Annotated in this window: 18 protein-coding genes; 4 read left to right on the top strand and 14 right to left on the bottom strand. The window is 69.6% G+C overall.

From position 1 onward, the window contains the following. Window positions 1-14: 14 nt before the first annotated feature. Complete coding sequence (locus AC3A3H_RS11825) at window positions 15-1,082, bottom strand: glycerophosphodiester phosphodiesterase family protein (RefSeq protein WP_487614742.1); 1,068 nt, start codon at window positions 1,080-1,082, stop codon at window positions 15-17. A 64-nt stretch (window positions 1,083-1,146) separates the two neighbouring features. On the opposite strand from AC3A3H_RS11825, the gene AC3A3H_RS11820 reads away from it, so the two are divergent. Together AC3A3H_RS11820 and AC3A3H_RS11815 are read left to right on the top strand one after the other, a co-directional pair. Next, the gene (locus AC3A3H_RS11820; RefSeq protein WP_487614741.1) at window positions 1,147-1,758 is read left to right on the top strand and encodes a hypothetical protein; all 612 of its coding nucleotides are present in this window, start codon (window positions 1,147-1,149) and stop codon (window positions 1,756-1,758) included. A gap of 26 nt (window positions 1,759-1,784) precedes the next feature. Then, window positions 1,785-2,582, top strand: coding sequence for a Bax inhibitor-1/YccA family protein (locus tag AC3A3H_RS11815; protein WP_487614740.1), 798 nt, complete (start codon window positions 1,785-1,787; stop codon window positions 2,580-2,582). Window positions 2,583-2,648: 66 nt separating this feature from the next. Here AC3A3H_RS11815 and guaA read toward each other — a convergent pair whose 3' ends face one another. The 7 genes from guaA to AC3A3H_RS11780 form a co-directional block, all read right to left on the bottom strand. Next, a complete protein-coding gene (gene guaA, locus AC3A3H_RS11810; RefSeq protein ID WP_487614739.1) occupies window positions 2,649-4,262 on the bottom strand; it encodes a glutamine-hydrolyzing GMP synthase in 1,614 nt (537 codons plus the stop codon). A 10-nt stretch (window positions 4,263-4,272) separates the two neighbouring features. Further along, entirely contained in the window at window positions 4,273-4,722 is a 450-nt protein-coding gene (locus AC3A3H_RS11805) for a DUF3817 domain-containing protein (protein ID WP_487614738.1), read from the bottom strand. Between the two features lie 5 nt (window positions 4,723-4,727). Continuing rightward, on the bottom strand, window positions 4,728-5,534 hold the full coding sequence (locus AC3A3H_RS11800; RefSeq protein WP_487614737.1) for an SURF1 family protein: 807 nt from the start codon (window positions 5,532-5,534) through the stop codon (window positions 4,728-4,730). 69 nt (window positions 5,535-5,603) lie between these two features. Further along, window positions 5,604-6,971, bottom strand: a complete 1,368-nt coding sequence (locus AC3A3H_RS11795) for a cation:proton antiporter (protein WP_487614736.1) — start codon at window positions 6,969-6,971, stop codon at window positions 5,604-5,606. Between the two features lie 3 nt (window positions 6,972-6,974). Continuing rightward, window positions 6,975-7,502 (bottom strand): cation:proton antiporter regulatory subunit, encoded by a 528-nt coding sequence (locus AC3A3H_RS11790; RefSeq protein ID WP_179605055.1) that lies wholly within the window; start codon window positions 7,500-7,502, stop codon window positions 6,975-6,977. A 78-nt stretch (window positions 7,503-7,580) separates the two neighbouring features. Then, window positions 7,581-9,479: a glycerol-3-phosphate dehydrogenase/oxidase gene (locus AC3A3H_RS11785; RefSeq protein ID WP_487614735.1), complete on the bottom strand. Its 1,899-nt coding sequence runs from the start codon at window positions 9,477-9,479 to the stop codon at window positions 7,581-7,583. 34 nt (window positions 9,480-9,513) lie between these two features. Beyond that, entirely contained in the window at window positions 9,514-10,632 is a 1,119-nt protein-coding gene (locus AC3A3H_RS11780) for a GuaB3 family IMP dehydrogenase-related protein (protein ID WP_487614784.1), read from the bottom strand. Window positions 10,633-10,676: 44 nt separating this feature from the next. Between AC3A3H_RS11780 and AC3A3H_RS11775 the strand changes: the two genes are divergently transcribed. Continuing rightward, a complete protein-coding gene (locus tag AC3A3H_RS11775; RefSeq protein WP_487614734.1) occupies window positions 10,677-11,825 on the top strand; it encodes a MalY/PatB family protein in 1,149 nt (382 codons plus the stop codon). A gap of 201 nt (window positions 11,826-12,026) precedes the next feature. Beyond that, window positions 12,027-12,593 carry a hypothetical protein gene (locus AC3A3H_RS11770; protein WP_487614733.1) on the top strand — a complete coding sequence of 189 codons (567 nt, stop codon included), beginning with the start codon at window positions 12,027-12,029 and terminating at the stop codon, window positions 12,591-12,593. A 38-nt stretch (window positions 12,594-12,631) separates the two neighbouring features. On the opposite strand, the gene AC3A3H_RS11765 is transcribed toward AC3A3H_RS11770, so the two are convergent. From AC3A3H_RS11765 to groES, 6 genes are all read right to left on the bottom strand, one after another. Continuing rightward, entirely contained in the window at window positions 12,632-13,015 is a 384-nt protein-coding gene (locus AC3A3H_RS11765; protein WP_487614732.1) for a hypothetical protein, read from the bottom strand. Continuing rightward, window positions 13,012-14,700 carry an ABC-F family ATP-binding cassette domain-containing protein gene (locus tag AC3A3H_RS11760; protein WP_487614731.1) on the bottom strand — a complete coding sequence of 563 codons (1,689 nt, stop codon included), beginning with the start codon at window positions 14,698-14,700 and terminating at the stop codon, window positions 13,012-13,014. Before AC3A3H_RS11760 ends, AC3A3H_RS11765 begins: the two co-directional genes overlap by 4 nt. A gap of 280 nt (window positions 14,701-14,980) precedes the next feature. After that, window positions 14,981-16,483 carry an IMP dehydrogenase gene (gene guaB / locus AC3A3H_RS11755; protein WP_487614730.1) on the bottom strand — a complete coding sequence of 501 codons (1,503 nt, stop codon included), beginning with the start codon at window positions 16,481-16,483 and terminating at the stop codon, window positions 14,981-14,983. A gap of 81 nt (window positions 16,484-16,564) precedes the next feature. Continuing rightward, window positions 16,565-17,752 carry a Fic family protein gene (locus AC3A3H_RS11750; protein ID WP_487614729.1) on the bottom strand — a complete coding sequence of 396 codons (1,188 nt, stop codon included), beginning with the start codon at window positions 17,750-17,752 and terminating at the stop codon, window positions 16,565-16,567. 77 nt (window positions 17,753-17,829) lie between these two features. Beyond that, window positions 17,830-18,771, bottom strand: a complete 942-nt coding sequence (rarD, locus tag AC3A3H_RS11745; RefSeq protein WP_487614728.1) for an EamA family transporter RarD — start codon at window positions 18,769-18,771, stop codon at window positions 17,830-17,832. Window positions 18,772-18,884: 113 nt separating this feature from the next. Beyond that, on the bottom strand, window positions 18,885-19,181 hold the full coding sequence (groES, locus tag AC3A3H_RS11740; protein ID WP_055894868.1) for a co-chaperone GroES: 297 nt from the start codon (window positions 19,179-19,181) through the stop codon (window positions 18,885-18,887). Window positions 19,182-19,197: the final 16 nt, after the last annotated feature.

Below are 19,197 nucleotides of genomic sequence, written 5' to 3'. Positions count from 1 at the left end.
ACGCCCCTGGCGGCTCACCGCCCGTCGCGCACGGCCACCGCGAGGTCGGGGTGGTCGGCGAAGACCCCGTCGACGCCCGAGTGGAGCAGGATCGCGAACAGCCGCCGCCAGTCCCCCCACTCGTCGTCGCGGCCGGCCGTCCGGAACTCGGCCGGCAGCATCCCGTTCTCCGGCCGGAGGGTCCAGCAATAGACGAACAGCCCGGCGGAGTGCGCGAGGTCGACCAGGTCCGAGGTGACGGCGCCGATGTCGACCCCGCCCTCGTCCTCGCCGAACAGGCCGACCGCCACGGAGCCGGAGTGCAGGATCTGGGAGACGTCCACGCTGATCCCGTCGACCCGCTCCGCAGGCGAGGCCGCCGAGCCGAGTGCGTAGAGCCCGCGGAGGGTCAGGTCGGAGGCGTAGCCGGGGGCCGCAGCGCCCAACGACGCGACGCGGTCCGCCGGCGCGCCCTCCGCCTCCAGCAGGTAGACGCGCCGCCCGCGGAAGCCGCCGTCGTGGAGACGGCCGAGCACCGTCTTCTCGAAGCTCTCCGCCACCAGCCCGGGATGCTCGGACCAGCCCGCCGCGGCGAGCTCGCCCAGGAACAGCTCGTGCAGCGGGAGGCCCGCCGCCTCGAAGTAGGTGGCGTGCTTCAGCTCGGCGACCAGGCCCAGCGCCCTGCCGGCCGCGTCGGAGGCCCCGTCGACGATCTCCAGCACGTCCGCGAGCCGGAGGATCGGGTAACGGTCGTCGAAGGTCGCGCTGGCGTGACGCAGGTCCGGCACGCGCTCCCGCGCCCGGAGCGTGGCCAGCTCGGCCCACGTGAAGTCCTCGGTGAACCAGCCCGTCAGCGGCAGCCCGTCGACCTCCTTGGTCGTGCGCCGGCCGGCGAACTCGGGATGCTCCGCCACGTTGGTCGTGCCAGAGATCTCGTTCTCGTGCCGCACGACCAGGACGCCGTCCTTCGTGGCGACCAGATCGGGCTCGACGGAGTCGGCGCCGAGGGCGAACGCCAGCTCGTACGCCGCACGGGTGTGCTCCGGCCGGTACCCGGGCGCACCCCGGTGACCGATCACGGAGGGTCTCGAGCGGGCGCGCATGTGGTGATCCTAGTCGGGCGTCGAATCCGTTCCGGTGCGCACGTGCGGGTGACACAATCGGAGTGTGCCCGACCCCGACGGCCTCCCGACCCCGACCCCGGCCGCGCCGGCCACCCTCCCCGAGCGCCCGAAGGCGCCCGGCGGCTGGAGCGAGCCGACGCGTTCGCTCCGCCTGCACTGGGGCACGTACCGCGGCCGCTGGATCGCCGGGCTCGCGATGATCGTCGTCGGCACGGCGTGCGTCCTCGCGACCACCGCGTACAGCCTGCCGTTCCTCCTGGTCGGGTCGATCATGCAGCCGGCGGGCTGGGCGGTACTGCCCTCCACGATCGGCCGGAGGGTCGCCGTGGTCGTCCCGGTGCTCGGCTTCACCTGGCTCATGCTCGGCGGCTCCGCCTTCGCCTGGTGCTACGCCATCGTCCTGGCGGCGTGGCTGCTCGTGCGCCTGCGGCCTCTGCCGACGTTCGCCGTGCTCCTGCTGCCGATCGCCTCCAGCCTGCTGCTCCCCCTGTTCGTGACGACCTACGCGCAGGGCTGGATCACGATCCTGGTGAGCACGGCGGTCGTGGTGGGCTCCGCGTGGCTGGCGCGCGCGGGCGCTGTCGCACTCGATTCATGGCAATCTGTCAGAACTCTCAGAAAACAACCCGATAGGTTGGACGCACCGAGACCGTAAGCGGTCCCCGACAAAGCGAGGAACCCATGGCACTCACCAACCCGGCATTCTCCACGAATCCGGCCTTCCAGAACAACGGGCAGGCGGCGACGGCTAGCACGGTCAGCGCCGAGAACCTCGAGCAGATGTATCAGGCGCCGTCCGCGACCTCCGTGGACACCGATCGCATGACGATCGAGGACACGATCAACAAGAGCGCGATCTCGTTCGCGCTCCTCGTCGCGGGCGCGGTCGTCGGCTGGATGGTCCCCGGGCTCGCCCTTCCCGCGGCGATCGTGGGCTTCGTCCTCGCGCTGGTCAACATCTTCAAGAAGAAGCCGTCGCCCGCGCTCATCCTGAGCTACGCCGGTGTGCAGGGCCTCTTCGTGGGCGGCATCTCGGCGGTTTTCGAGTCGCTCTACCCGGGCATCGTCATCCAGGCGGTCATCGGCACCCTCGCGGTCGTGGGCGTGACCCTTGCGCTCTTCGCCTCCGGCAAGATCCGCGCCTCGGCCAAGGCCACCAAGATCTTCCTGATCGCGATGTTCGGCTACCTGGCGTACTCTCTCGTCAACGTCGTCCTGATGTGGACCGGAGTCACCAACAGCGCGTTCGGTCTCAGCAGCGACGTCAAGATCTTCGGCATCCCGCTCGGTGTGCTCATCGGCGTGCTCGTCGTCATCATGGGCGCCTACTCGCTGGTGCTCGACTTCGACTTCATCCAGCGCGGCGTCAAGAACCGCGCGCCGCGTATCTACGGCTGGTCCGGCGCGTTCGGAATCATGGTCACGGTCATCTGGCTGTACCTCGAGATCCTGCGTCTGCTCGCGATCGCACGCAACTAGTCACCACACGCAGAAGGGCCGGGATGCTGTCACAGCATCCCGGCCCTTCTCACGTCTACGGGAGTCTCACTCCCACTCGATCGTCCCCGGCGGCTTCGACGTGACGTCGAGCACGACTCGGTTGACGCCGTCGACCTCGTTCGTGATGCGGTTGGAGATCGTGGCCAGCAGGTCGTACGGCAGGCGCGTCCAGTCGGCCGTCATCGCGTCCTCGCTGGAGACCGGCCGCAGCACGATCGGGTGGCCGTAGGTGCGGCCGTCGCCCTGCACGCCCACCGAGCGCACGTCCGCGAGCAGCACCACCGGGCACTGCCAGATCTCGGCGTCCAGGCCGGCGGCGGTCAGCTCGGCGCGGACGATCGCATCGGCGTCGCGGAGCAGGTCCAGACGCTCCTGGGTCACCTCGCCGACGATCCGGATGCCGAGGCCGGGACCGGGGAACGGCTGGCGGCCGACGATGACCTCCGGCAGACCCAGCTCGCGGCCGATCGCGCGCACCTCGTCCTTGAACAGGGTGCGCAACGGCTCGACGAGCTCGAACTGGAGGTCCTCCGGGAGCCCGCCCACGTTGTGGTGGCTCTTGATGTTGGCCGTGCCGGTGCCGCCGCCCGACTCCACCACGTCCGGGTAGAGCGTGCCCTGCACCAGGAAGCGGATCGGGTCGCCGTCGTTCGCGGCCTCCGCGATCAGGTCGGCCTGGGCCTTCTCGAACACGCGGATGAACTCGCGGCCGATGATCTTGCGCTTGGTCTCGGGGTCGGAGACGCCGGCGAGCGCGGACAGGAACTGCTCCTGCGCGTTCACGGTGACGAGCCGGACGCCGGTCGCGGCGACGTAGTCCTCTTCGACCTGGCGTGCCTCGTCCTTGCGGAGCAGGCCGTGGTCGACGAACACGCAGACCAGCTGGTCGCCGACCGCCTTGTGCACGAGCGCGGCCGCGACCGCCGAGTCGACGCCGCCGGACAGCGCGCACAGCACGCGGCCGCTGCCCACCTGGGCGCGGATCGCGGCCACCTGGTCGGCGATGACGTTGCCGCTGTTCCAGTCGGCCGGGATGCCGGCCGCGCGGTGCAGGAAGTTCTCGAGGACGGCCTGGCCGTACTGGGAGTGCTTGACCTCCGGGTGCCACTGCACGCCGTACAGGCGGCGCTCCTCGTTCGCGAACGCGGCGACCGGGGTGTCGTCGGTGGAGGCGAGCACCTCGAAGCCCTCGGGAGCCCGGGAGACCGAGTCGCCGTGGCTCATCCATGCGGTCTGCTCGGCGGGCTGGCCGTCGAGCAGGCTGCCCGCGCCGTCCGTCGCGGCGCCCGAGACGCGCACGGCGGTCGAGCCGTACTCGCGGCGGCCGGTCTTCGCGACCTCGCCGCCGAGGGCCGTGGCCATCACCTGGAAGCCGTAGCAGATGCCCAATACGGGGACGCCGAGGTCGAAGATCGCCTCGTCGAGGCGGGGCGCGCCCTCCTCGTAGACGCTCGACGGGCCGCCGGAGAGGACGATGCCCGCGGGCCGCTTGGCCGCGACCTCCGCCGCCGTCACGGTGTGCGGCACGATCTCGGAGTACACGTTCGCCTCGCGCACGCGCCGGGCGATCAGCTGGGCGTACTGCGCTCCGAAGTCGACCACCAGGACAGGGCCGGACGGCGCGGCCGAGTCCGCCCCGCCGAGGATGTCCGAGAACACTGCGTCGGTGCTAATTTGCGGCCTCCACGTACGTCGCTGCCTCGGCCTCGCGGCCGGCCAGATAGCTCTTGACCTGCTTGGTGATCCTGGCCTCGACGAAGAAGGACAGGAAGGGGATGACGCCGCCGAGGGCGATGGTGATGAACTTCGAGAACGGCCAGCGCATCAGGCTCCACAGCCGGAAGTCGGAGAACAGGTACACGACGTACAGCCAGCCGTGTGCGATGAGGATGCCCGTGCTCAGGTCGACGCCGGTCGGCGCGACCGCGGTCTTGACGGGCACGAACGTGAGGGCGCCGTAGTTGCTGAACGCGAAGAGCTGGTAGCCGAGGCCGTACTTCACGATCATCTCCACGCAGAGCAGCAGGAGCATGATGCCGGTGACGTAGGCGAACACCTGATAGAACTTCAGCGCCCCGCGGATCTTCGGGAAGTCTTCGAGCTTGGGAGCGAGGGGCATGGGATTTATTCTACGTTCCCGGCGTGCGCCCTCGCGCCGTCGCCGGCGGCCGCCTCGGCCTCCAGCTCGCGCTCCTCGTCCTCCCGCTGCTTGGCGTCGCGCACCAGGCGGTACCAGAGGAAGATCGCGAAGCCGGCGAAGATGATCCACTCGGCCGCGTAGAAGAGGTTGAGCCAGTTGAGCTCGGTCTGCTGGATGGGCGGAGGCGAGTCGATCTTCACGAGCCCGGCGGGCGGCGTCCGGTCGACCACGTACGCGTTGTAGACGTCCATGCCGTCGACGCCGGTCCACAGGTTGTAAAGCTGGCCGACGCCGAGCGACTTCATCGCGGTGGGGTTCTTCTTGTCGTCCGGCACCTGCGGCTGCTCGTCGGGGAGGATGCGCCCGACGATCGTCTGCGGGGTCTCCGGCTGCTCGGCGAGCCGGGCCATCGCGGACTTCGCGGTCGCCTCGTCCGGCGCCCAGCCGCGGGCCACGGCGAGCGCGATCCGGTGGCCGCCGCCGGCGTCGACGTCCACGTGCGAGACGACCCACCAGCCGGTCTTGCCCGTGTTGATCCGGTCGTAGAGCAACTGCTCGTCGCCGGCGACGAAGGTGCCGGTGAACTCCACGAGCTGTCCCACCGACTTGTCGGTCATCGGCCCGTTCGGCTTGGCGACCTTCGCGAGCGGCAGCACCGTCTCGGTGGGCGCGACGACCGCCTTGCCCGACTCGATCGCGCGCTCGAGCTGCCACTGGCCGAGCCAGGCGAACCCGGCGGCGAGCGCGAGCGCGAACAGCAGCGCGCCGATCCAGCGCGGACGGAGCATCATCTGCAGCATGGTGCTGCCGCCCTGCTGCGCCTGCGCGCCGGCCGGGCTGCTGGGGATGGTGTCGATGGGTCAGTCCCGCTTTCGTTCGACGGTCGTGTCCTGCTGCTGCATGGCCTGCTCGACGATCCGGTCAACAGCCTGGCGCGTGTCGTCCGCGCGCTTGTCGTCGCGGCGCGTGTCGGAGTCGAGGTCGGCGGTGGCCGCCTCGACGAGTGCGATCTCCTCGTCGAGCATGGGATCGCGCTTCTTCCGCCGGTCGCGCCGCTTGGACGATCCGGTCCGGAGAATCATCGCACCGATCTTCTCGGAGTTCGCTGCGAGGATCGGCCCGATCACCGCCATGATCAGCACGTAGAGACCGGCGAACGGGACGATGCGCGCGTCGAGTCCCGCGCTGAGCGAGAGGGTCGCGAGGATGAGCGCGAACTCGCCGCGGTTCTGCAGGATGACGGTCGTGTTGATGCCGGCCTGGGCGCCGAAGCCGTTCAGCCAGGCGACGAACTGCCCGGCGATGATGTTGAGCACGATCGTCATGGCGACGGCGAGGAGCACCGGCCCGAGCACCGCGGGGAACTTCGCCGGGTCGAGCTCGAGCCCGAAGTTGAGGAAGAAGAACGCGGCGAACACGTCGCGCAGCGGCAGGGCGATGTGCTCGATCTTGTTGCGGTACTTCGTCGCTCCCAGCACGAGCCCGATCAGGAACGCGCCGATCGCGTCGGTGACTCCGAGGATCTCGCCGATCCCGGCGAAGAGCACGGCCAGCCCGAAGAACAGGATGGTGAAGAGCTCGTCGTCCTTCGTCCGGAACAGCTTGGAGACGTACCTCCCGCCGAATCGGGCCAGCGTGAACATCACGACCAGGAACAGGAACGCGACGGTCAGCTTGCCGACCACCGGCCAGAAGTCGGTCTCGCCGCTCAGCACCACGGACACGATCGCGAGGTAGATCGCGATGAAGATGTCCTCCACGACCGTCACGCCGAGGATCATCGGCGTCTCGGTGTTGGCGAGGCGGCGCAGCTCGATGAGCAGCTTGGTCACGATCGCGGACGACGACGTGGCCGTCATCCCGGCGATGATGAGCGCCTCCCGCGTGCCCCAGCCCACCCAGAAGCCGAACGCGAGGCCGACGCCCATGTTGAGCACGATGTAGGAGCCGCCGGAGACGACCAGCTTGCCGAAGTTGCCGAAGAACTCGTCCTGGTCGAACTCCAGGCCCAGGTTGAACAGCAGCAGGATCAGCCCGAAGATCGCGATGAGCTCGATGTAGTTGCTCTCGAAGTCGAGCGGGAACCAGCCGGTGTGCGGGCTCGCCAGCAGACCGACGAGCATGTAGATGGGGATCGCGGGGAGCCCCACCAGCTTGCCCAGGCGGCCGAGCACGTACGCGACGAGCAGCAGGATGCCGAGAATGATGAGGTCTTCACCGAGATGCATGGATCAGCCCCCCGGCGGAGCGTCGGACGTGGCCCGCGCGGTCTGACCGGTGCGGAAGAACGCGAACGCCTTGGCGACCTTCTCGGGGGTGCCCGCGACGACGAGGGTGTCGCCGGGGAAGACCTTGAAATCGGGGGCGGGCGCCGGGTTGGCGGAGTCCCCGCGCACGACCGCCACGACGGTGAGCCCGACGAAGCCCCGGTCGCCGGGCGCGCCGAGCTGCTGCCCGGCGATGTAGTCCTCGTAGTCGACGGAGAACCAGTCGATGCTGAGTCCGGGGATCTGGTCGAGCGCGGTGAGCGACTCGGTGATCTGCGTGCCGCCGAGGAGCTCGGCGAGCGTGTGCGCCTCGTCCTCGTTGAGGCGGAGCGAGACCTTGGTCACGTCGGCGCCGTCCTCGTGATCGGAGAACGTGATCAGGTCGCTGTGCCCTGAGCGGTGCGCGATGACGCCGACCTTGCCTCCGTCGTCTGTGACGAAGGTGTGCAACACCCCGACCCCGGGCAGTTTGACCCGTCGAACGTCAACCATTTTCCGTCTCCATCCGTCGCGGGCACTGGCTTCCAGCCTACCGGAGGGAGGTACGGGGCACTTTTCGGTCGGGCGGACTCACTCCTCCTTCGGAGGTGCGTCCTCGGCCGCCTTCGCCACTGCCGCCTTCGCCGCAGCCGACGCCTTCGCCGCCGATGTCTTGGCGCCCGCCCTCGGCGTGCGCGTGACCGTGTTCGCCTTCGCGGCGGCGGCGTCCACGTCCACGATGTCCGGGGCCTCCAGGCGCACGCGGTCGGCCGACTCGTCGTCCGGCTGCTGCTGGCTGGCGCGCTCGGCCGCGACCCGCTTGAGGTAGGTCTGCACCTCGCGCTCCTCGCGGGCGGAATCCCAGCCGAGCACCCCGGCCATCAACGACGCCGCGACGGGCGCCGCCGAGACGCCGCGGTCCCAGGCCTCGATCGAGATGCGGGTGCGGCGCGCGAGCACGTCCTCCAGGTGGAGGGCGCCCTCGTGGCTCGCCGCGTAGACGACCTCGGCGCCGATGTAGTCGTCGGCGCCCGGCAGCGGGTGGCCCAGCGACGCGTCCTGGCGGATCAGGGCGAGGATGTCCTCCGCCATCGTCCCGTAGCGGTTCAGCAGGTGCTCGATCCGCGCCGGATGCAGGCCGGACTCGTTCGCGATGCGGCCGCGCCGGTTCCACGCGGCCTGGTAGCCCTCCGCGCCGACCAGCGGGATCTCCATCGTGGTGCTCGCCGGGATCTTGCCGTCCAGTGCGTCCACTGCCGCGTCGATCGCATCCTTCGCCATCACGCGGTAGGTCGTCCACTTGCCGCCGGCGATGACCACCAGCCCGGGAACCGAGTGCGCCACGAGGTGCTCACGGGACAGCTTGGAGGTCTCCTCCGACTCGCCCGCGAGCAGCGGGCGCAGGCCGGCGTAGACGCCCTCCACGTCCTCCCGGGTGAGCGGGACGTTCAGCACCTGGTTCACGTGCGCGAGCAGGTAGTCGATGTCGGCCGCCGTCGCCGCCGGGTGCGCCTTGTCGAGATGCCAGTCGGTGTCGGTCGTGCCGATCAGCCAGTGCCGGCCCCACGGGATGACGAAGAGAACGCTCTTCTCCGTGCGCAGGATGAGGCCCATCTTCGACTGGAAGCGGTCGCGCGGCACCACGAGGTGGATGCCCTTGGAGGCGCGCACCTTGAACTGGCCGCGCTCGCCCACCATCGCCTGGGTGTCGTCCGTCCAGACGCCGGTGGCGTTGACGACCTGCTTGGCGCGGATCTCGAAGCGCTCGCCGGTCTCCTGGTCGAGCGCCTGCACGCCGACGACCCGCTCGCCGACCTTGAGGAAGCCCTCCACCCTGACCCGCGTTGCGACGTGCGCGCCGTAGTGCGCCGCCGTGCGCGCGAGGGTCGCGGTGTAGCGGGCGTCGTCGACCTGCGCGTCGTAATAGGTGATTCCGCCGACCAGCGCGTTCGGGGCCATGCTCGGGATGGCCTTGAGCACCTGCCGCCGGCTGAGGTGGCGGTGGTGCGGCACTCCCGGCGGGCGGAGGCCGCTGTAGGAGAAGATGTCGTACAGCATCATGCCGGCGCCGATGTAGAACCGCTCCCACACGCGCTTGTGCAGCGGATACAGGAACCGGACCGGCTTGACCAGGTGCGGGGCGATGCGCTGCAGCAGGAGGCCGCGCTCGATCAGAGCCTCGCGCACGAGCCCGAAGTCGAGCTGCTCCAGGTAGCGGATGCCGCCGTGGACCAGTTTGGACGACCGGCTGGAGGTGCCGGAGGCGAAGTCCCGGGCCTCCACCAGGCCGACGCTCAGGCCGCGGGTGACGGCGTCGACGGCGCTGCCCACGCCGACGATCCCGCCGCCGACGACGAGGATGTCGAGCTCGGTGGTCTTGAGCGCTTCGATCGCGGCGGCCCGCTCGGCGGGTCCGAGCCGTGAGGGGTACGCGACCGCCGTCGCGCCGGAAGACGCCGCGCCGGAGCCGGACGGAGATGTCGTCGTCATCGTTTCCTCCTCCCCGGCCGCCTTCGGCCGGAACCTAATGCGATTGGTACGGCGCGACCACGACCTCGACGCGCTGGAACTCCTTCAAGTCCGAGTATCCCGTCGTTGCCATGCTCCTGCGCAAGGCCCCCACGAGATTCGCAGTTCCCTCGGCCACCGGGGCCGGTCCGTACAGGATCTCCTCGAGCGGGGCGACCTGCCCGACCGCGACCCGGTTGCCGCGGGGCAGCTGCGGGTGGTGCGCTTCCGCGCCCCAGTGCCAGCCGCCACCCGGCGCATCCGTCGCTCGCGCGAGCGTGCTGCCGAGCATGACCGCGTCGGCGCCGCACGCGATGGCCTTGACGATGTCGCCCGAGCTGCCGAGGCCGCCGTCGGCGATGACGTGCACATACCGGCCGCCCGACTCGTCCATGTAGTCGCGGCGTGCGCCTGCGACGTCCGCGACGGCCGTCGCCATCGGGGCGTGGATGCCGAGGGTGGAACGGGTGGTGGAGGCCGCCCCGCCGCCGAAGCCGACGAGCACGCCGGCCGCGCCTGTGCGCATCAGGTGCAGTGCCGCGGTGTAGGTCGCGGCGCCGCCGACGATCACGGGGACGTCGAGCTCGTAGATGAACTTCTTGAGGTTGAGCGGCTCCACGCCCTTCGAGACGTGCTCGGCCGAGACGGTCGTGCCGCGGATGACGAACAGGTCGACCCCGGCCTCCACGACCGTCTGGTACAGCTCCTGGGTCCGCTGCGGCGAGAGCGCGCCCGCGACGGTGACCCCGCCCTCCCGGATCTCGGCGAGCCGGCGGGTGACCAGCTCCGGCTTGATCGGCTCGGCGTAGATCTCCTGCATGCGGCGGGTCGCGGTGTCGGCGGGCAGCTGGCGGATCTCCGCCAGGAGCGGCTCCGGGTCCTCGTAGCGGGTCCAGACGCCCTCCAGGTCGAGGACGCCGATGCCGCCGAGCTGGCCCATCATGATCGCGGTGGTCGGCGACACGACGGAGTCCATCGGCGCGGCCAGGAACGGGATGGAGAACTGGTACGCGTCGATCGTCCAGGCGACCGAGACGTCCTCGGGGTCGCGGGTGCGCCGGCTGGGCACCACCGCGATGTCGTCGAAGGCGTACACGCGGCGCGCACGCTTGGCCCGCCCGATCTCTATCTCCATACTCACGGGTTCAGTCTATGGCGCGGCACTGGCAGAGTAGGCAGGTGACCGTCGACGCCGAGCCCCTCGCCCGCCTCCGCCAGCGCACCAGCGAGAAGTGGTCGCTCTATCCGGACGACGTGCTCCCCCTGTTCGTGGCCGAGACGGACTACCCGCTCGCGCCGCCGATCGCCGCCGCCCTGCACGCCGCGATCGACCGCGGCGACACCGGCTACATCGGCGAGGACGACCGCGCGAAGAGCGCGTTCGCCCAGTACGCGCACGACACCTGGGGCTGGGAGGTCGACCCGGGCTCCGTCCTGACGACGACGGACGTCAGCGTGGTCATAGTGGAAGCGCTGCGCATGCTGATCGCCCCGGGCGACCGCGTGGTCATCACCCCGCCGGTCTACCCGCCGTTCTTCGAGCTCGTCCCGGAGGCCGGCGGAGTGGTCGAGGAGGTCCCGCTGCTGGACGACGGAACGACCTGGTCCCTCGACCTCGACGGCCTGGAACGCGCCTTCGCCGGCGGAGCCCGCGCCTTCCTGTTGTGCCACCCGCACAATCCCCTCGGCCTCGTCCACCCGCGGACGCACCTGGAGGCTGTGGCCGCACTGGCCGCACGCTACGACGTCGCTGTGCTGAGCGACGAGATCCACGCACCGCTGACGCACTCGGACGCCACCTTCACGCCGTTCCTCTCGGTGTCGGAGGACGCCCGCCGCGTCGGCGTGGCCGCGCACTCGGCGAGCAAGGCGTGGAACCTCGCCGGGGTGAAGTGCGCGCTGATGGTCGCGACATCCCCGGCGCGCGCTGCGCAGCTGCACGCCCTCCCGGTGGAGGTCGAGGTCCGCACGAGCCTGCTCGGCCGGATCGCCACGGAGGCGGCGTTCGACGACAGCCGCGCCTGGCTGGCGGGCACCCTGGAGTCGATCGAGGCGAACCGCCGCCTGCTCGGCCGGCTGCTGGCGACCCATCTCCCGGAGGCGGTCTACCGGGAGCCGCACGCGAGCTACCTGGCCTGGGTCGACTTCCGCGGCCTCGGCTGGGGCGACGAGCCGGCGGCCCGCATCCTGGACGAAGCGCGGGTGGCCCTGGTGCGCGGGCTGGACTTCGGGAATGAGGGCGCGGGCTTCGCGCGGGTGAACATCGCCTGCTCGCCGGAGGTGCTCACGGAGGCGGTGGCGCGGATCGCACGGACGCGATCCAAATAAAATACTGAAGTGCAGATTCTACATCTCTACGCTAGTGGAGAGGCCCACGATGGTCCTCGGTAGTAGAAAGCAGAATCTGTGCGTAATCGTTCAACAAGAAATCTGTCCAGGGTCGTTTGCGCGGCAGCAGTCGCGACTTTGTGCCTGACCGGTTTCACCGCAACTCCGTCCGAGCCCACGCCAACGGACTCCGGCGCTCGCATGTACGTCAAAGTCGATGGTCACCTGGTCGATCTGGAGGAGCACTTCCGCGAGAATGAGCTCGATCTGGGCCGCACTCCCGCATCCGCTGACCCGCGGTCTCGGCTGATCGATCTCAGCCAGTGGATCAGCTGCTACACGTTCAACATGCGCGACGAGGCGTTCAATCTCTACACCCACTACTGGGACGGCGTCGGTCACGATGTGCGGCTCAAGTGCGGAGAACCCGGCAAAGGAGGCTGGGGCTATCGTCACATCGAGGATGAGCACAAGAAGGAATGGCAGGACAAGCTCGACCAAGCACGATCCAAGGGCTGGAAGGCCGAGGTCCAGGGGGTGCACTCCTGGGATGACCTCATGTCTGGGGCCGCGGGCTCAGCGATCACATGGCCGGACAAAGCCGGCCTCCAGCCACTCAACTCGACCAAGTGCGGGATCACCGATCTCTACCTTATGGATATCGACCGGCCTCAAGTGGTACTCATGACCATCAGGGTCTTTGCATCCTGGGCGACCAACAGCGATCGATTGATAACGACATTCCCCACCGCGAAATCGTCCTGTTGACGCGCGGGCGCCGGAGGTCTCTGCCGCTTCCGGCGCCCTTACTCCAAGGCGAAGGGCGACCTCGTACTTCCCTTCCGCACCCGACTCCCCCACTGACGCAGCCGCAGTCCCGCTTCATCCTCGGGGAACCGGAACGCCCTGATCACTGTTGCCCGCCCATCCAGTTCCTCCGCGAGCCGGACCAGTAGCTGGTCGCCGTCGTCCTCCCAGTCTGCGACCGCATAGGAAGCCACCCACCCGAGTTCAGGGTCGGCATTAGGGACGTACGCGTAGAGGTGCTCCCACCGGAGGTGCCACACCTGGAGATGGGCGGCCAGCGCCGCGCTCAGATCGAGCTCGTCAGCGTCCAGCGGCCCCTCGACGCCCCACAGCGGATAGGACCAGCCCCACTCGTTCCACATCCACACCTCGCTGACGCTCACCGCACCCGCTCCACGCGCTTCTCGTCCCACACGGGCTCGTCCGCCTCATACACGTTCCCGTCCGCCCCGAACACCAGGTACCGGTCGAAGCCGCGCGCGAACCAGCGGTCATGCGTGACCGCCACCACCGTCCCCTCGTAGTCGGCGAGCCCGTCCTCCAGGGCCTCCGCCGAAACCAGATCGAGGTTGTCGGTGGGTTCGTCGAGCAGCAGCAGGGTCGCGCCGGACAGCTCCAGCAGCAGGATCTGGAGGCGGGCCTGCTGGCCGCCGGAGAGCGACTCGAAGGTCTGCTCGGCCGACGCCGCGAGGCCGTAGCGGTCGAGGACGCGCGACGCCGCCTCCCGGGGCATGCCCGTCCGGTGGTCGTCGCCGCGGTGCAGGATGTCGAGCAGCGTCCTGCCGACCAGTTCCGGGTGCTCGTGCGCCTGCGCGAACAGGCCAGGGGCCACGCGTGCGCCGAGCTTCGCGACGCCGGTGTGCGGCACGGGCGCCCCCGCGACCTCCGCCGACGCGAGGTGGCCCGTCGACGGGTCCGGGTCGGTGCCGCCGGCGGCGAGGAGGCGCAGGAAATGCGACTTGCCCGAGCCGTTGGAGCCGAGCACCGCGATGCGTTCACCGAACCAGACCTCCAGGTCGAAGGGGCGCATCAGGCCGGTCAGCTCCAGGCCGTGGCACTCGATCACCCGGCGGCCGGTGCGCGAGCCGGTGAGGCGCATCCGGACGTTCTGCTCACGCGGGCGCTCCTGCGGCGGACCGGCCTGCTCGAACTTGGCGAGACGGGTCTGCGCGGCCTGGTATGCCGAGGCGAGGTCGCTGTTGTATTTCGCCTTCTCTTTGAACCGCAGGACGAGGGCCTTCAGCTTGGCGTGCTCCTCGTCCCAGCGTCGGCGGAGCTCGTCGAGCCGGGCCATCCGCTCCTCCCGGGCGACGTGGTAGCCGCCGAAGCCGCCGCCGTGCGTCCAGGTGGTGTTGCCCGCCGCGCCGAGCTCAAGGGTGACGATGCGGTCGGCGGCGCGGGCCAGGAGCTCCCGGTCGTGGGAGACCAGCAGCACCGTCTTCGACGTCGCCCGCAGCTGCTCCTCCAGCCAGCGCTTCGCCGGCACGTCGAGATAGTTGTCCGGCTCGTCCAGCAGCAGCACCTGTTCCGGACTGCGCAGCAATGCCTCCAGAACGAGCCGCTTCTGCTCGCCGCCGGACAGCGAGCGCACGCTGCGGTACTGGGCGCGCTCGAACGGGAGGCCGAGGGCGGCGACCGTGCAGTGGTCCCAGACGACCTCCTGGTCGTAGCCGCCCGCGTCGGCGTAGTCGGTGATCGCGGTGGCGTAGCGGAGCTGGGTGTCGGTCTCGTCCCGCTCGACGATGGCCTCCTCGGCCGCGGCGAGCGCCTCCGCCGCGCGACGGACGGCGGGAGGCGCCACGAGCACGAGGAGGTCGCGCACGGTCCGGTCGTCGCGGACATGCCCGACGAACTGGTCCATGACGCCGAGGCCGCCGTCGATCACGACGCCGCCGCTGTCCGGCCGCAGTTCGCCGCGGATGATCCGCAGCAGTGTCGACTTGCCCGCCCCGTTCGCGCCGATCAGCGCCGAGACGCTGCCCTCGCCGACCCGGAACGACACATCGTCCAGGAGCGGCCTCCCGTCGGCGAGCGCATACGAGACGCCCGAGACGTCGATGTGACCCATGACCTGTTTCCTGTCGTGCTGTGGACAAAGCCTTCCAGCCTAGACGAAACCGCCACCGGAGCACAGCACCGCCCGCAACGGAGGACATCCCGCGCCAGCCGCCCCTGGACTCCTCCGTTACCTGACCTCCCCGGCCTCCGGCGTCCGGATGTCCTCCATTAGCGACGGGAATCGCAATGGAGGAGATTCCGTCCGCCAACCCCCGAAATGCAGCGAACGGAGGAGAACCGAGCCCGTGAGGGCCGGGTCTCCTCCGTTGGCGGCGGGAGGAACGGGTGGGTCAGCGGCGGTAGTTCGGCGCCTCCACGACCATCTGGATGTCGTGCGGGTGCGACTCCTTGAGCCCGGCCGCGGTGATCCGGACGAACCGGCCGCGCTCCTTGAGCTCGGGGATGGTGCGCGCGCCCACGTAGAACATCGACTGGCGGAGGCCGCCGACGAGCTGGTACGCCACTGCGGAGAGCGGGCCGCGGTACGGCACCTGGCCCTCGATGCCCTCGGCGATGAGCTGCTCGTCGCTGGGCACGTCCGCCTGGAAGTAGCGGTCGCGCGAGTACGAGGTCTTCTTGCCGCGGGTCTGGAGGGCGCCGAGCGACCCCATGCCGCGGTAGTTCTTGAACTGCTTGCCGTTGACGAACACGAGGTCGCCGGGCGACTCCGCCGTTCCGGCGAGCAGTGAGCCGAGCATGACGCTCTCCGCGCCCGCGACCAGCGCCTTGGCGATGTCGCCCGAGTACTGGAGGCCGCCGTCGGCGATCAGCGGGACGTCCGCCGCGCGCGCGGCCAGCGAGGCCTCGTAGACCGCGGTCACCTGCGGCACCCCGACGCCCGCGACGACGCGGGTGGTGCAGATGGAGCCCGGCCCGACGCCGACCTTGATGGCGTCGGCGCCCGCGTCGATGAGCGCCTGCGCGCCGGAGCGGGTCGCGACGTTGCCGCCGATGACGTCGACGTGCGACGCGCGCGGCTCGTGCTTCAGGCGGTGGATGATGTCGAGCACGCCGGCGGAGTCGCCGTTGGCGGTGTCCACGACGATGACGTCCACGCCAGCGTCCACTAGGGTCATCGCGCGGTCCCAGGCGTCGCCGAAGAAGCCGATGGCCGCGCCGACGCGCAGGCGGCCCTCGTCGTCCTTGGTCGCGAACGGGTACTTCTCGCTCTTGTCGAAGTCCTTGACGGTGATGAGTCCGCGGAGCCGGCCGTCGGCGTCCACGAGCGGGAGCTTCTCGATCTTGTGCTCGGCGAAGATGGCGACCGCGGAGTCCGGGTCGATGCCGACCGGCGCGGTGATCAGCGGCATGCGCGTCATGACGTCGCGCACCAGGGTGGTGGAGCGCTCGAACGGGGAGACGAAGCGCATGTCGCGGTTGGTGATGATGCCGACGAGCTTGCCGTCGCCCTCCACCACCGGCAGGCCGGAGACCCGGAACTGCCCGCAGAGGGCGTCCACTTCCTCGACGGTCGCCTCCGGCGTGGTGGTGACCGGGTTGGTGATCATGCCCGACTCGGACCGCTTCACCTTGTCGACGTTGGTCGCCTGGTCCTCGATCGAGAGGTTGCGGTGGATGATGCCGATGCCGCCGTGCCGGGCCATGGCGACGGCCATGCGCGACTCGGTCACGGTGTCCATGGCGCTGGACAGGAGGGGGGTCGCCATGCTGATCCGCTTGGTCAGGCGAGTCGAGGTGTCCGCCTCGCTCGGGATGACGTCGGTGTGCCCGGGGAGGAGCATGACGTCGTCGTAGGTCAAACCGATGAATCCGAACGGATCCGCCTGGTCCATTTCACCCCTATCAAGGTCGCGCGAGTTGTGGATGATCCATGGTAACGGCACAAGCTGGTGGGATATTCCGGGCTGGGAGCGTCATGGCGCCTCCCGACGACCCGCGCGCCTGGCGAATCCGTCGATGGCGCCGAGAATCTGGTCCGAGCGCCAGAACGGCCCGATGTCGTGCTCCGCTTTCGACTTCACGATCCCGGCATCGAGGAGGGCCCTCATCGGCGGGTACACGTTGGGAGGCTGCACACCGAGCTCATGAGCTACCGCGACCGCGTCCAGCACCGGACGCCGGGCGAGGATGTCCAGGATCTTCCAGGCGTTGCTGTCACGGCGCACCGTGAGCCGTCCTTCCCACTCCTTGCGGATTCCGTCGATCTCCGCCACCAGCGCACGCGCGTTCGCGACGGCGCGCAGCGACGCGTCGGCGAAGGCGCCGACGATCGGGTTCACGTCACCGCCGCGGTACGCCGTGAGCGCTGCGTGGTGGCCCGCCACATCCGCGAGCAGGCCCGCCGACACTGGGACGGCGACGCTGCGCGTGATGCCGCGATGGCGCAGCATCGCCTGGGCGAGCGCGCGTCCCGTGCGGCCGTTGCCGTCGGTGAACGGGTGGATGGTCTCGAACTGCGCGTGCGCCACGGCGATGGCCACCAGCGACGGGACATCGGGTCGGTCGGCGAAAGCCACGAGATCGTCGACGAGCGCGGGGACGCGTTCGCTCGCGGGCGCGACGAACTCGGCTCCGACCGGGCTGTCGGAACGCGTGCCGATCCACACGGCCTCCCGGCGCCACTCCCCCGGAGTGTGCCTCGGCTGGTCGTGGAGCAGGACCTCGTGCATGGTGAGGATCGCCTCGACTGAGATGTCCTCGGAGAGATCGAGCGCAGCTTGCAGGGATCGGGTGTTCGCTGCGATCTGCTGCGCGTTGCGACCCGTCTTCCCGCCGAGCTCGGCGCTGAAGATCGCACGGGCCGACGCGGTCAGGTTCTCGATCTGGGAGGACGAAGCCGCCTCGGAGCGGAGCAGCACAGGAGCCCAGGCGCTCACCCGCGATCCCAGTTCGGCGTCGAACCTGCTCAGCTCCCGGTCGGCCTCCTCGGCCGCGGCGAGGGTCGCGGGGTCGGGTTGCGGTCTCAACTCCGCGATCATCGGCGGGACGGCAGCGCGATAGGCGCGCCGGACGCTCTGTCGTTCGGCGGTGGCTCCCCACGCCGTGCTCGGGATCCACACGCGCTCTTCCCAGTCGAGCGCAGGCCAGCTAGCGGAAGTCATAAGCCCCTCCCGTCATTTTATGAGTTAGCCCGTTAGCTCATAATGAACGACGGAATCATTATGAGCTAACCACCCCCTCACTCCACCGTCGCGAGATCCAGTTCCGCCTGCTTCTTCCCTTGCCGGGCCGCCACGATCATGTCGACGCTGAGGATGGCCAGGGCGAGCCAGACGATCGCGAAGCCGATCCAGCGTTCCGGCGGCATCGCCTCGTTCAGCAGCACCACGCCCACCAGGAACTGGATGAACGGCGCGAAGTACTGGATGAAGCCCATGTAGACCAGCGGGAGCCGGCGGGAGGCCGCGGCGAAGAACAGCAGCGGCACGGCGGTGATCACACCGGCGCCCACGAGCAGTACCGTGTGCCACGGGCCGTCGCTCCCGATCGTCAGACCGGCCGTCACCCCCACGACGACGAGCTGCACGATCGCGACGGGCGTCAGCCACATGGTCTCCAGTGTGAGGCCGGAGACCGCGTCGACCCGGCCGCCGACGCGCTTCTTGATGAGGCCGTAGAAGCCGAACGAGAACGCCAGGATCAGCGCGATCCACGGGACCTGCCCGTAGCCGATCGCGAGCACGACGACGGCGACCACGCTCACGCCCACGGCCACCCACTGGGCGATGCGCAGTCGTTCGCGCTGGACGATGACGCCGAGGAACACGGTCACGATCGGGTTGATGAAGTAGCCGAGGGCGGCCTCCACCACCTGCCCGCTGACGGTGGCCAGCACGTAAGTCTGCCAGTTGACGTAGATGAGCGCGCCGGCGAGCCCCATCGTGAACAGCACCCTGCGGTCCTTCAGCAGGGCGCCGAACCTGCGCCAGGCGCGCGTGACGGTGAGCGCGATCGCGCAGAACGCCAGCGAGAAGATGACCCGCCAGGCGACGATCTCCCACGCACTGGCCGGCGCGAGCGCCAGGAAGTAGATGGGGAGGATGCCCCAGAGCACGTAGGCGGAGATCGCGTAGGTCAGGCCGGACCTGCGGTGTTCGGTGAGGGGCTGGGATTGCGGCACCCGCACGACACTACTCCGACGCGGGCCCGTCGGCAGTCGGCCCGGCGGCAGTCAGCGGCAGACGACGAAGGCCCGGGCGCAATCGCGCCCGGGCCCGGTCGAAAGAAGGTGCGTCAGCGGACGACGACCGCGAGGACGTCGCGAGCCGAGAGGACCAGGTAGTCCTCGCCGCCGAACTTGACCTCGGTGCCCCCGTACTTGGAGTAGATCACCTTGTCGCCGACGGCGACGTCGAGCGGAACGCGGTTGCCGTTGTCGTCGATGCGGCCCGGTCCGACAGCCACGACCTCGCCCTCCTGGGGCTTCTCCTTGGCGGTGTCGGGGATGACCAGACCGGAAGCAGTGGTCTGCTCAGCCTCGACCTGCTTGATGACGATGCGATCTTCGAGCGGCTTGATGGAGACCGACACGGTTGACCTCTTTCTT

The sequence above is a fragment of the Leifsonia sp. Soil_N53 genome, from assembly GCF_057655165.1.
Note: the sequence above shows the minus strand (reverse complement) of the source record. Positions and strands in the feature narration are given on the sequence as shown.

Excerpts from the sequence above, each read along its gene's own strand:
- AC3A3H_RS11825 (WP_487614742.1), bottom strand. The coding sequence starts at position 1,082 with ATGCGCGCCCGCTCGAGACCCTCCGTGATCGGTCACCGGGGTGCGCCC.
- AC3A3H_RS11815 (WP_487614740.1), top strand. The coding sequence starts at position 1,785 with ATGGCACTCACCAACCCGGCATTCTCCACGAATCCGGCCTTCCAGAAC.
- AC3A3H_RS11805 (WP_487614738.1), bottom strand. The coding sequence starts at position 4,722 with ATGCCCCTCGCTCCCAAGCTCGAAGACTTCCCGAAGATCCGCGGGGCG.
- AC3A3H_RS11800 (WP_487614737.1), bottom strand. The coding sequence starts at position 5,534 with ATGATGCTCCGTCCGCGCTGGATCGGCGCGCTGCTGTTCGCGCTCGCG.
- AC3A3H_RS11795 (WP_487614736.1), bottom strand. The coding sequence starts at position 6,971 with ATGCATCTCGGTGAAGACCTCATCATTCTCGGCATCCTGCTGCTCGTC.
- AC3A3H_RS11790 (WP_179605055.1), bottom strand. The coding sequence starts at position 7,502 with ATGGTTGACGTTCGACGGGTCAAACTGCCCGGGGTCGGGGTGTTGCAC.
- AC3A3H_RS11785 (WP_487614735.1), bottom strand. The coding sequence starts at position 9,479 with ATGACGACGACATCTCCGTCCGGCTCCGGCGCGGCGTCTTCCGGCGCG.
- AC3A3H_RS11780 (WP_487614784.1), bottom strand. The coding sequence starts at position 10,632 with ATGGAGATAGAGATCGGGCGGGCCAAGCGTGCGCGCCGCGTGTACGCC.
- AC3A3H_RS11770 (WP_487614733.1), top strand. The coding sequence starts at position 12,027 with ATGTACGTCAAAGTCGATGGTCACCTGGTCGATCTGGAGGAGCACTTC.
- AC3A3H_RS11760 (WP_487614731.1), bottom strand. The coding sequence starts at position 14,700 with ATGGGTCACATCGACGTCTCGGGCGTCTCGTATGCGCTCGCCGACGGG.
- guaB (WP_487614730.1), bottom strand. The coding sequence starts at position 16,483 with ATGGACCAGGCGGATCCGTTCGGATTCATCGGTTTGACCTACGACGAC.
- AC3A3H_RS11750 (WP_487614729.1), bottom strand. The coding sequence starts at position 17,752 with ATGACTTCCGCTAGCTGGCCTGCGCTCGACTGGGAAGAGCGCGTGTGG.